This is a genomic window from Coleofasciculus chthonoplastes PCC 7420 (assembly GCF_000155555.1).
In the GTDB taxonomy this organism is placed as follows: domain Bacteria; phylum Cyanobacteriota; class Cyanobacteriia; order Cyanobacteriales; family Coleofasciculaceae; genus Coleofasciculus; species Coleofasciculus chthonoplastes_A.
Genome location: NZ_DS989868.1, coordinates 76,361 through 89,338 on the forward strand (window position 1 = coordinate 76,361; position 12,978 = coordinate 89,338).

The 12,978-nt window shown below is 46.0% G+C and carries 9 protein-coding genes; 8 read left to right on the plus strand and 1 reads right to left on the minus strand.

Going from position 1 to position 12,978, the window contains the following annotated elements; genetic code table 11:
* Positions 1–97 precede the first annotated feature (97 nt).
* Together MC7420_RS29030 and MC7420_RS29035 are read left to right on the plus strand one after the other, a co-directional pair.
* The gene (locus MC7420_RS29030; protein ID WP_006105048.1) at positions 98–2,452 is read left to right on the plus strand and encodes a GumC family protein; all 2,355 of its coding nucleotides are present in this window, start codon (positions 98–100) and stop codon (positions 2,450–2,452) included.
* Between the two features lie 378 nt (positions 2,453–2,830).
* Positions 2,831–4,036: a glycosyltransferase gene (locus tag MC7420_RS29035; RefSeq protein ID WP_006105081.1), complete on the plus strand. Its 1,206-nt coding sequence runs from the start codon at positions 2,831–2,833 to the stop codon at positions 4,034–4,036.
* Positions 4,037–4,132: 96 nt separating this feature from the next.
* On the opposite strand, the gene MC7420_RS29040 is transcribed toward MC7420_RS29035, so the two are convergent.
* Positions 4,133–5,134, minus strand: coding sequence for a glycosyltransferase family 2 protein (locus MC7420_RS29040; protein WP_006105161.1), 1,002 nt, complete (start codon positions 5,132–5,134; stop codon positions 4,133–4,135).
* A gap of 472 nt (positions 5,135–5,606) precedes the next feature.
* On the opposite strand from MC7420_RS29040, the gene rfbC reads away from it, so the two are divergent.
* From rfbC to MC7420_RS29070, 6 genes are all read left to right on the plus strand, one after another.
* On the plus strand, positions 5,607–6,152 hold the full coding sequence (rfbC, locus tag MC7420_RS29045) for a dTDP-4-dehydrorhamnose 3,5-epimerase (RefSeq protein ID WP_006105188.1): 546 nt from the start codon (positions 5,607–5,609) through the stop codon (positions 6,150–6,152).
* Positions 6,149–7,036, plus strand: coding sequence for a dTDP-4-dehydrorhamnose reductase (gene rfbD / locus MC7420_RS29050; RefSeq protein ID WP_006105056.1), 888 nt, complete (start codon positions 6,149–6,151; stop codon positions 7,034–7,036). Before rfbC ends, rfbD begins: the two co-directional genes overlap by 4 nt.
* Positions 7,037–7,158: 122 nt before the next feature.
* Complete coding sequence (locus tag MC7420_RS29055; protein WP_006105191.1) at positions 7,159–8,232, plus strand: glucose-1-phosphate thymidylyltransferase; 1,074 nt, start codon at positions 7,159–7,161, stop codon at positions 8,230–8,232.
* 518 nt (positions 8,233–8,750) lie between these two features.
* The gene (locus MC7420_RS29060; protein ID WP_006105154.1) at positions 8,751–10,556 is read left to right on the plus strand and encodes an ABC transporter ATP-binding protein; all 1,806 of its coding nucleotides are present in this window, start codon (positions 8,751–8,753) and stop codon (positions 10,554–10,556) included.
* A gap of 104 nt (positions 10,557–10,660) precedes the next feature.
* A complete protein-coding gene (locus tag MC7420_RS29065) occupies positions 10,661–11,494 on the plus strand; it encodes a 2OG-Fe(II) oxygenase (RefSeq protein ID WP_006105156.1) in 834 nt (277 codons plus the stop codon).
* Positions 11,495–11,533: 39 nt separating this feature from the next.
* Positions 11,534–12,931 (plus strand): O-antigen ligase family protein, encoded by a 1,398-nt coding sequence (locus MC7420_RS29070; protein ID WP_006105002.1) that lies wholly within the window; start codon positions 11,534–11,536, stop codon positions 12,929–12,931.
* Positions 12,932–12,978: the final 47 nt, after the last annotated feature.

The following is a 12,978-nucleotide window of genomic DNA, read 5'->3' on the forward strand; positions in this document are numbered from 1 at the left end:
ATTTAAAATAGATGAAGCAGACTAGCCAATTCTGGAAAAGTCTTGTGTGAGACACCAAAGATAGAGACAGTTGGCTAAATGGTCTGGCATAATAGACATGCCAGGAACTGTTGCAAAAGAAGGGTTTGGGTGCAGTACAGTCAACGTGACAGAGGTCAACATGGACATAGAACGGGATTCTCCACTTTCATCAAACGGTAAAGGCGATAGACATGATCTGCCATTGTCTGCGGATTTGACTGATGAGGTGACAGCGACTCCTCAACGTGGATTGAATTTGCGTCCCTTGTTGCGAACAGCGAAGCGGAAAGCTTGGCTGATTGTAGGCTTGACCACCCTAACGACTGCAGCCGCTTGGTATGTGAGTTCTAAGGAACCCCCAATTTATGCCGGGGGATTTCGTCTATTAGTGGAACCCGTAACCAATGAAGAACGAGCAAGTGACCCTAGCTCCCTGGCTCGCACCAGTGGGGTGCCGAGTGAGCAAATGTTTCGCTTGGATTACCCCACTCAGATTGAAATATTAAAGGGAGTGGGTGTCCTCAAGCCAGTGGTGGGGGAAATTGAAACGAAATTTCCGGGATTTAGTGTCGGTGCTTTAAGACAAGGGTTAACTATTGAACAGGTCACTGTCGGAAAAGGGAGAGATTCGGGTACTAAGATTCTGGCAGTGAATTATCAAAGCTCTGATCCTAAACTGGCTGAGTTGGTTTTAGAGGAAACCGCTCAGAAATATTTAAAGTATAGTCTGGATGAACGCCAAAGCAGTATTAGTGAAGGGGTTAAATTTATCGATGAGCAACTGCCGAAATTGCAGGAGCGCGTCAATAACTATCAGAAACAGATTCAGAGTATTCAGGAGCGCTATGACCTGATTGAGCCTCAATCTAAAGGGGCAGAATTACTCGGTCAAGTCCGGGATCTTGAAAATCAACAGCGAGCCACCCAACAAGAGCTACGGGAGTTAAGAACCCTCTCAACTAACTTGCGGCAACAATTAGGATTATCTCCAGAGGAAGCTATCGCTTCATCCGCCTTAAGCCAAGATCCGCGTTATCAAGGGTTGTTGGGGAAAATTCAGGAAGTTGAGAGTCAAATTGCCATTGAATCTGCCCGTTTTGCCCCGGATAATCCCCGGATGCAAGCCCTAGAGGAACAGCGGCAGAATCTACTGGCGCTGCTGAATCAAGAAGCCCAGCGAATTATCGGCGAGAATCTCAAAACCACCACCAATAATGCTGATGTGATGACATTTCAGAATTCCGTTCGCATGGGGCTGATTCAGCAACTGGTGGAAGCGACGAACCAGATTCAACTGTTAGAAGAACGCAGCCAGCAGTTAGCCCAGACGAGAGCGACATTCGCGCAACAAGCTCAGCAAATGCCTGAGGTTATCCGTCAGTATACCGAACTCCAGCGGCAGTTGGAAGTGGCGACACAGACGCTCAATAAACTTTTAACTCAGCGGGAAACATTCCAGGTTGAGGAAGCAGGAAATAAACTGCCGTGGGAAATTCTATCGGAACCGCAAATCCTGCGTGATCAATATGGGAATCCGATGAATATGGCTGAATCTTCTCAAAAAATGCTATTGATGGGTGTGATGGGGGGAGTAGTCTTAGGTCTAGGGTTAGGGATTATCCAGGAAAAAATCCGAGATATTTTTTATAGCACAGAAGACCTCAAAGATGCGACAGATTTGCCAGTGTTGGGTGAAGTTCCTGCCTATCAAAATTCGCATTCGCAGCAGGATATCGAAGACACAGGAACTCAGAGTTATCAGAATGCTACTTTTCTAGAAGCTTTTGATTCTATTTATACCAGTATCCGGTTTCTGTTCTCTGACCGTCCGATTCGTTCCCTGAGTGTTACCTCAGCGGCGTTGGGGGATGGGAAATCCACGGTGGCGTTACACTTAGCCCAAACCGCAGCCCAAATGGGTCAACGGGTGCTGTTGGTGGATGCGAATTTGATCCATCCTCAGATACATCAGCAGTTAAATTTACCTAATGTCAAAGGGTTGAGTGACTTACTGGCTGATAATTTGATGCCCCATGATTTTATCGAGCGATCGCCGATTTCTGATAATCTGTTTGTACTAACCGCAGGTCAACCGCGTCCCCATTTGACGCGGCGGTTTGCCTCAGCGCAAATGCAGGAGCTGATGGCGGAGTTTAAGACTAAGTTTGATTTGGTGGTTTATGATACGCCAGAGTTTCCCAGTTGTATGGATATCAGTTATTTGGCAAGGCACACGGATGGGTTGTTGATGGTGACGGCAATCCAGAAAACAAAGAACTCGTTAGTTAAGCAAACCATCACGCAGTTAGATGCCTTTGGCTTGCCCACTCTAGGGATTATCGCCAATCATATCAAACGTTCAGGTTTTATGGGGTTACCACCCGCGCCCCAGGATAATAGTTGGGAGCAAACCCCGGTTTCCGTCTCGTGATTGTGTTGTAGAGACTCCTCCGGTGGAACGTTTAGGGTTTAGGGAATCTGTAGGGGCGGGTTTAGGGACTAAATTCGGATATTCACCGTTCACGGAACAACAAAACCCGCCCTTTCCCACCGATAAATGAACAGCAAAACCCGCCCTCCCCACCGATAACTGAACAACTTGCACCCGCCCTTAATAAGCTGTCATGCATTTAAATTGGGAATGGGTAGCGAGCAAGATGCTCAATGTAGCGAGCAAGATGCTCAATGTAGCGAGCAAGATGCTCGCACTACAACGGCAAAGATTTCGCCATTATCGACATTAAGGTTTAAATGCCGAACAACTTAAATGGCGAAGGACAAATGACCAATGACCAATGACCAATGACCAATGACAGTTGCCTATTTAGTTAATCAATATCCCAAAGTTAGCCACAGCTTTATCCGACGAGAAATTCTCGGAGTAGAATCTTATGGGATTCCCATTGCTCGATTCGCTATCCGTTCTTGTGAGTCTGAGTTAGTTGACGAAGGGGATAAGTTAGAGCTGGAAAAGACGCGGATTGTATTAGATATTGGTATAGTTGGCTTACTCTGGGGCTTAGTCCGGGTTGCCATAACCAGACCCATTCGGTTTCTGAGTACACTAAGGCTAACCATTCAAGTCGGTTGGGGATCAGAGCGAGGAGTTTTGCGTCATCTCGCTTATTTGGCGGAAGCTTGTGTCTTGCTCAGGTGGTTTTCTCAGGCAGACATTACCCATGTTCACGCTCACTTTGGCACCAACTCTACCACCGTGCCAATGTTGTGTCACGCTTTGGGAGGACCTCCCTATAGCTTTACCGTTCATGGACCAGAAGAATTTGATAAAGTAGGAGCCATCTCCTTAGCCGAAAAAATTAAGCGGGCAGCTTTTGTGGTGGCAGTTAGCAGCTTCGGCAAGAGTCAACTGTATCGCTGGTGTCCTTCAGAACAATGGTCGAAAATTCATATCGTTCATTGTGGGGTAGATGAAAAGTTTTTGCGTCAGTCCCCCATCCCTGTACCAGACTGTCCGCATTTAGTATGTATTGGGCGGCTAAGTGAACAGAAAGGACATCTCTTGTTAATAGAAGCAGCAGGTTTGTTAGCGGCAGAGGGCTTACCCTTTAAAATTGTACTGGTTGGCGATGGGGAACTACGACCTGAAATTGAGAATAGAATCACACAGCTAGGGTTAGAGGATAAGATTGAGATTACCGGATGGCTGAGTAATGATCAGGTGCAGAAGCAGATTTTAGCAGCGCGGGCAGTCGTACTCCCCAGTTTTGCCGAAGGCTTACCTGTGGTAATTATGGAAGCATTGGCTCTTTCCCGTCCCGTGATTAGCACTTATGTCGCAGGCATACCCGAACTGGTTGAACCAGGAGTGTGTGGTTGGTTAGTACCCGCCGGATCAGTCACCGTTTTGACGGAGGCAATGCGTACTGCCTTACAGCTTCCCGTAGACAAGCTGGAACAGATGGGTAAAGCGGGGGCAGAGCGAGTAGCGCAACAGCATGACGCGACAAAAGAAGCGGCAAAATTAGCCCAGCTATTTCAGTCGGTTCGTTCGTAGTAAGGGCTTTAGCCCTTAAACGTCACTCACCCCCAGACTCTCTTAACAGAAGGCGTATCAACCTTGCTTTCCCCTGTTACAAGAAACAGGAAGATCTTACACCGATGTTTTATATTCAATCAATGTTGCCTGCTGACCCCGCCATCGGATCAGCCAGTATTTCATCTGCCCAATAACTTGCGGAAACTTATACAATACACAAAAAAAAGCATACAATCCAGCGTGGGACGGAAAATCACCATAACTGCAGCGATACTGATACACTCGCCCCATCAAAACCGGGTATCCCAAAAACAATAATAGACTCAGACCCGATGTCACCCAAGCCAAACTTAGAGCCATCACAGGTAGAAACAATCCCCACAACCAACCACTCAAACTGTCCCGAATCATATACCGTTCCGGTGGTTCGCCATGCATAGCAGCACCTTCTGCTACTGCCCAACCCCCACGCATGGAGCGCTTCCACCATTGACTAAACTTGAGCATTGCTGCATCATGATAGGTCATATCCACATCAATGCGGACAATTTTCCAGCCCCGTTGACGCAGGCGGATACACATTTCCGGTTCTTCCCCGCAAATTAGAGCCTCGTTGTAGCCGTTTACTTCTCGAATAGCGCTGACGCGGATTAAAGCATCCCCACCACAGGCTTTCGCTTCACCCACAGGCGTGTTCCACTCCATATCCGCGAGACGGTTATAGATGGATGCATCCGGGAATCGTTCCCGCCGTCGTCCACAGGCGATCGCTAATTTATCATCATTATCCAGGGTTTCCTTGGCTTGTTCAATCCAGCCAGGAATGAGTTCGCAGTCGCCGTCAATAAACTGGACGTATTTGATATCGGGGAAGTGTTCGATTAGATATCTGAATCCAGTGTTACGTCCCCGCGCCATAGTAAAAGGACGAGACATATCCAGGTTGATCACTTGCACACCCAGGGATTCCGCCGCTGCCACGCTGCCATCCGTGGAACCGGAGTCTACGTATATAATGGGTGTATCTTGGGGAAGGAGTGCGATCGCGGATTTCAAGCAACGGATCAGTCGCTGTCCCTCATTTCTGCCAATGGTGACTACCCCAATGCGGGTCATCTTTAAAAAACCTGCTGGAAACCCTCGCTTTTAGCGACGGGAGGAAAGCAGGGCAGGATGTACTACTTTCCTTGAACAATTTTGGTGGGGGAGTATGGTTGCTCCCCCTTGGGGTATGGTTGCCCCTAACTCCCGTTCCCGGGGTAATGTTTGCCTCGCCAATGTTAACGGTCGGTACTTTCCAAGCAGCACTGGCTTAACCCTTTACACCTGTTTAACCACTTGGTTCTAGAGCTTGGAACTGGCACGCATCCCAAGGTAGGAACTTTAACACTTACCGTTAACGTAGTGCGCGTAGCACTTAGGCTGGTCAACTTGAGCTTTTAGAAGCCTTCGCTTTTAGCGACGGGTCGTTGACACTTCTTAACTTCAGTAGCTTTTCAATTGACTCAGTTAACTTCTATTCTAGAGGTGTACTATCAATTCCGGCACGACTCCTTTTCGGCAAAGATATATAACTCCAGAAGGCTAAATGCAAATTATTCCGACTAAAATTCCAGACGTTGTAATTATAGAACCTCGCGTCTTTGGGGATGAGCGTGGTTTTTTCTTGGAAAGCTACAACCAGAAAGCATTTACGGAGAAAGCGAATATAGCGGCAAACTTCGTCCAAGATAATCATTCCCGTTCCGTCAAAAACGTTCTCCGGGGGCTACATTATCAAATCCAGCAACCTCAGGGGAAATTGGTACGGGCTATCGTGGGGACAGTATTAGATGTGGCGGTAGATATTCGCCAAAGTTCTCCCACGTTTGGGCAATGGGTAAGCTGTCTGCTAAGTGCTGAAAATAAGCGACAGATTTGGATTCCGCCAGGATTTGCCCACGGCTTCTTAGTGGTTTCAGAAGTAGCTGAGGTTATATATAAAACGACAGACTATTATGCGCCGCAGCATGAACGGACATTGTTGTGGAATGATCCCGACTTAGGCATTGATTGGGATTTGACCACAGAGCCTATCTTATCGGCAAAAGACCAAGCAGGGCAACCCTTGAAAACAGCAGAAGTTTATCCATGATGCGAATTTTACTCACAGGTATGGCTGGACAACTGGGGAGTGAACTGCAACAAACCCTCGCCCCCCTGGGAGAAGTGATGGGGGTTGACCGTCAGGGGTTGGATTTAACTCAACCGGATAAAATTCGCCAGGTTATTGGTGAATTTAAACCCGATATGATTGTTAATGCGGCTGCTTATACCGCCGTAGATAAAGCCGAAACTGAAACTGAACTGGCAAATGCGATCAATGGTACAGCACCGACTATTATGGCAGAAGCGGCGCAGCAGTTGGGGGCGGCTTTAATTCACGTTTCCACCGATTATATCTTCGACGGGAAGAAAAATACGCCCTATACTGAAGACGATAAACCTGATCCGATTAATGCCTATGGTCAATCAAAGCTATTGGGAGAAGAGGGAGTGCTAAAACACTGCGATCGCGCCCTGATTCTGAGAACTGCTTGGGTCTATGGAGTATACGGAAAAGGCAATTTTGTCAAAACCATGTTAAGACTGGGGGCGGAACGTGAGGAACTGCGAGTGGTGGTGGATCAAGTGGGGACGCCAACGTGGACAGGGGATTTAGCAAGTGCGATCGCGCAATTGGTTCAATATCTCAAATCCGATACTCTGACGGGTATCTATCACTTTACCAATAGCGGCGCAATTAGTTGGTATGATTTTGCGGTGGCTATATTTGAGGAAGCCCAAGAGATTGGTTTCCCATTACAGGTTAAGCGGGTTGTGCCAATTACTACGGCTGAATATCCCACAGCAGCAGCGCGTCCAGCCTATTCCGTTCTTTCGACTCGAAAAATATCAGCTGTAGTAGGGAATCATCCTTCCCATTGGCGCACAGGGTTGCGGCGGATGCTGAAACAACTTTATGTTCAAAACGAATAAGTTCGTTCGTAGTCGGCACTTTAGTGCCGCAAGCGCTGAAGCGCTTACTACAAACCCTTGATCTACGCTAATAAATTTTTCTCTATCCGCACCAGCCACTCCAGCCCATCTCAGCAAATTTTATGAAAGCACTGATTCTTTCCGGCGGTAAAGGAACGCGCCTACGACCCCTAACATATACAGGAGCAAAACAACTTGTTCCCGTTGCCAATAAACCAATTTTATGGTATGGGATTGAAGCCATCGTCGCCGCTGGGATTACCGATATCGGAATTATTATCAGTCCAGAAACCGGAGAGGAAGTCAAGACCAAAACCGGAACAGGCGATCGCTTTGGGGCTAAAATTACTTATATCCGGCAAGATCAACCAGCCGGATTAGCCCATGCGGTCAAGATTGCTCAACCGTTTCTAGGGGATTCACCCTTTCTCATGTATCTGGGTGATAACCTGGTACAAAGTGACTTAAGCTTATTTATCCAACGATTTCAAGAAAGAAACCTAGATGCTTTAACCCTGCTTTGTACTGTCCCTAATCCCACCGCCTTTGGCGTAGCTAAGGTGGATGAGGAAGGGCGAGTCTTGCAGTTGGTAGAAAAGCCCAAGGTTCCCCCCTCGAATCTAGCACTGGTGGGGATTTATCTATTTTCTAACACAGTCCATAACGCGATCGCGAATATCCAACCTTCAGCTAGAGGGGAGTTGGAAATTACCGATGCGATTCAATATCTGATTGACCAACCGAAAAAAGTGGAATCCTTTCAGTTACAGGGGTGGTGGCTGGATACGGGGAAAAAAGATGACCTATTGGAAGCCAATCGGGTTATTTTGGATACCCTCTTGGAAACCGATGTTCAGGGTAAGGTAGATGAAAATAGCCAAGTGATTGGGCGGGTCAAGATTGGTCAGGGTTCCCAGGTGGTCAACTGTACAATTCGCGGACCCGTGACGATTGGTAGCAATTGTCATTTAGAAAATTGTTTTATCGGACCTTACAGTAGTGTAGCTGACCAGGTTACGCTGGTTGATACAGATTTAGAGCATAGTGTTATTTTACAGGGGGCGAAGGTAATTGGTGTGCAGCAGCGGATAGTGGATAGTGTAATTGGACAACGGGCGCAGTTAAGTGTAGCGCCACGGCGTCCCAAAGCGTTGCGGTTTATGATTGGGGATGATTCGCAAATCGAATTGGTTTGATCACCTTAGTCGCCTAACAACACCTGAGGTGACCCTGTAGGGGCGACCCGCTTGCACCAATTAACAACTTCAGCAACTTAGGGACTTGCGACTTAATAATGTACCAAGGAGACTTGGCTGAGTTCATGAATTTCAGCTTTCCTCACTGGTACTTTATTTTTACGCCGCTCCCTTAATAAATTCGGGTCGCCCTCTCCTCAACCCTCTGTGACAAAAAGTATTTTTTAGGAGTCAAGGGTTAACAGTTGAGCTATTTATCCTCTAAAATTGGAAGAGTATAGAATAGACAGACTACCCTACCTAACCGTTAGTGAATTGAGCTAAAGCCTTTCACCATACAGCCAACAGTGTGGTCATAATCAAACCCACTTTCAATATTCTATGTGTAGTATTACTGCTCAAAGCAAATCCCGTTCATCAACAAAAGTCATCCGTAGGGGCGCACCGACGTGCGCCCTTCCCCATACCCATCAATTCAGGTAAACAGGCTCTACAATCATAAATAAATACTTATCCAGATGGTTGACTATCTTTCCAAAGTTTTATACGTCCTAACGGGAAGCCGGAAAAGTCTTATCTTCCTCTTACTAATATTTATCTTCACCTCGATTCTCGAAGCCTTTGGTATTGGCTTAGTCGGACCATTCATCAGCCTAGCGTCTAACCCAGAATCAATTCAGAGTATTACCGTACTTGACTGGGCTTATCGAAGGTCAGGATTTGAATCGCCTCAGCAATTTATTCCCATCGTCGGATTTATAATTATTGCGATTTTTTGTATTCAATCCCTATTATATTTCATTTCTCAAACCTATATCTATAGATACACACATCAACAAAAAAGTCGATTGATATCTCGATTACTCAAAGCTTATTTAGATGCCCCCTATACATTTTACTTAAAACAAAATACAGCGAACATCATCAAAAATATTATTAGCGAAACCAATGTGTTTACTCAGGGATGTTTGTTAGCCCTACTCCTTTTTATGACAAACGGCATTGTAGTTGGCGCTTTAATAGGTTTAATGGCTTATAGCAGCTCCCTTCTCCTGGTGATGATTTTGGGGATTCTAGTCCCGACATTTTTACTGTTCAATAAATTAGGACATAGATTTAAACGGTGGGGAAGAACTCAATCGGAAACTCAGCGAGAAATGATTCGCACGATCAATCATGGTCTCGGTGGCTTGAAAGAGACCAGAGTCATCGGGTGTGAAGTGTATTTTGAGAATCAAATCGACAGACAAGCTCGTCAATATGCCAGGGCGGCTACTTTATCGCAAGCAGCAAGTATATTACCGAACATTTTTATTAAAACCAGTTTAATCGTATTTGTCGTCCTCTTTGTTTCTCTGTTTCACATCTTCTTCACTGAAAGTGAGCAAGATTTGACCGCTGTGATGGGAGTGTTTGCTGTGGCTGCAGTGCGTTTAATTCCAGCATCAAGTCAGTTCATTAGTTCAATGGCGAAGATGCGAACCTCTAGCCATGCGCTGGATATGCTCTACTTGGATCTAAAGGAAATAGAGAAACGAGAGGTTCACAATCGTTTAGAGAGTTTAAGCAATTCAACAGCAAAAGTGGCAGTTAAACCGGGAAATCAATACGGAAAACCTCTGAGTTTCGCCAATCAAATTGAGCTGCTAAATGTGACCTATAGTTACCCAGAGGCTTCAGAACCCTCGCTTGACCAGATTTCTTTTAAAATTAAGAAAGGAGAATCCATTGCCTTAATTGGTAAATCGGGAGCGGGAAAGACGACGTTAGTGGACGTAATACTAGGACTCTTGGAGCTAGAGAGTGGAGATATTAAAGTCGATGGTGTATCAATTTATGACAATCTACGCTCTTGGCAAAATCTTGTCGGGTATATTCCCCAATCGATTTTTCTGACCGATGATACAATCGAACGGAATATTGCCTTTGGTGTTCCCGATAACCAGATTGATCAGGGACGACTGTACAAGGCAATTAAAGCAGCACAGCTTGAGGAATTGGTTGAGCAATTGCCAGATGGGATAAAGACAGAAGTTGGTGAACGGGGGGTACGTTTATCGGGGGGACAACGCCAACGGATTGGTATTGCGAGGGCGATTTATCATGAACGGGAGATTTTGGTGCTGGACGAAGCAACGGCGGCATTGGATAATGAAACAGAGAGTCGGGTGACGGAGGCAATTAACTCCTTAGCGGGGACGAAAACCCTAATTGTGATTGCTCATCGGCTGTCTACGGTGGAAAACTGCGATCGCGTTTATATGTTAGATAAGGGAAGGGTAGTTAAGTCGGGAAGTTATCAGGAAGTGGTTTTGGAGGGATAAACTTATCTAGGGGGAACATCTAGGGACAAGTTGAGCCAAAGTCAAAGTAGGGTGAGGAAAATTCACTCGAAGTATCAACGATAACTAACTCCAGGAGATGCACTATGAATTCAACGGCACTGTTTTGTATTGATCCAGACTACTTAAATGATTTAGCAACTAAGTATAGAGAATCATACGCTCAAGCCCAGCCATTTCCTCATATTGTTATTGATAACTTTTTGCCAGAGTTTGTCTTGGATAACATTCTCAGCGAATTTCCTCAACCGGGTTCAATTGATTGGCAAAAATTTGATGCCCCAGCGGAGAAAAAACTGGCATCCACTTCAGAGTTACAGATGGGAGAAGCGACTCGCTCGCTTTTATATCAACTGAACGGTTCCACATTTATTAACTTTTTAGAACAATTGACCAGTATTGAGGGGATTATTCCTGATCCTCACTTCGTGGGTGGGGGACTGCATCAAATTGAACCCGGTGGGTATCTGAAAATGCACGTTGATTTTAATCAGCATACCCGCCTCAGCCTCGACCGTCGTTTAAATCTACTCCTATACTTAAATAAAGACTGGCACGAAGACTATGGCGGTCATCTGGAACTGTGGGATCGGGATATGACGCGGTGCGAAAAGAAGATCCTGCCTATTTTTAATCGCTGTGTCATATTCAGTACCACCGATTTTTCCTATCACGGACATCCTGAGCCATTAACCTGTCCAGAGGGACGCACGCGCAAGTCACTGGCGCTATATTACTACAGCAATGGGCGACCCGCCGAAGAAATTTCTACTGTAGGTCATTCCACCCTGTTTAAAACTCGACCCGACGAAAAATTCACCTCCAACCAATCCTCAGGGACTAAAGTTAAGACCTTTGTCAAGAAACTGATTCCGCCAATTTTGATAGATGTGCGAAATCATCTGAGTCAGAAATCTTAACCAGAGAAACTCCATTTATGTAGGTACAAAGAAACACCAATGACTCCGCAAGCCCAACTCGCCATGCTCGCCTGGATACCCGTTGTCTTATTTCTGTTTGTGCGGTTTCCGGCGCAGAAGGCAGTGATTATCGGCTTTATTGGCGCATGGCTGTTTTTACCCCAAAAAGCCGGATTTTATTTTTCTGGGTTGCCCGACTATGACCGCGTATCAGCCGTTTCTTATAGTATTTTACTTGCTACATTTGTCTTTGATGTGGGACGTTTCCGGTCATTTAAATTTAGTTGGATTGACATACCTATGGTGATTTGGTGTCTATGTCAATTGGCTTCATCAATCACCAGTGGGTTGGGTGCCTATGATGGGATGTCAGCTGTTCTAGGTACAACAATGCAATGGGGAGTGCCTTATTTTCTTGGTCGAATTTATCTGAACGATTTGGTTGGGTTGCGCTTGTTGGCAATTGGGATTTTTATCGGTGGATTAATTTATACGCCATTGTGTTTATATGAAATCCGGATGAGTCCTCGGTTACACGTAATGGTTTACGGCTATTTTCCCCATAGTTTTGTCCAAACTGTTCGGTACGGGGGATTTAGACCGCAAGTGTTTATGCGACATGGGCTTCAGGTGGGAATTTGGATGATGGCAGCCTCGTTGATAGGAATCTGGTTATGGCAATCTGGAGTGCTAAAAAAACTGTGGGGTATTCCCGTGAGTTGGCTAGTGTCGGTGTTGTGCATTACCTTTGTGTTGGCTAAATCGACGGGGGCGTGGGCGCTGATGGCTTTGGGGCTAATTATCCTGTTTGTAGCTAAATGGTTTCGTACCGCTCTTCCCTTCGTCCTGACAATTGTCATTGTATTTTCCTACCTCTATGGGGGCGTTACTGGAGAATTTACGGGCGAAAGAAAGGATGGAATTATTGATGCTGTCGCCCAAGTGACAGGTGAAGAGCGAGCTGGCTCTTTAGGAGCGAGATTTAATCAGGAAGAGATCATCGGTGATATGGCACGGCAGAAGATATTGTTTGGTTGGGGAGGATGGGGATGGACGGCAGAAGACGATGATTCCAATAAAACATACAGTGCAGCAGACAGTTTTTGGATACTAACCTTTGCCAGTCATGGTGTGGTTGGTTTGTTGAGTATATACCTGGCGATGCTACTCCCGGTTTTCAGCTTTTGGTGGTTATGTTATCCTGCCACAACCTGGTTTCATCCCCAAGTGGCACCGGCGGCGGCTGTGGCAGTGGTGGTACTGTTGTTTATGGCTGATTGTCTGCTGAATGCACACCCCACTCCCACCTATATTCTTGCCTCTGGCTCACTAGCAGGGCTAGTAATCAAAGAAACACGGATTAAGCAAGTCAAAAGCAATCGCGCCGCCGTAACTCGGCATTCCTTAGCTCAGAAGCGACAACACCAGCATAATTAATTGATAAACTTCTGGAATTAGTGTCTTGCAATAAAACTCTATAGATA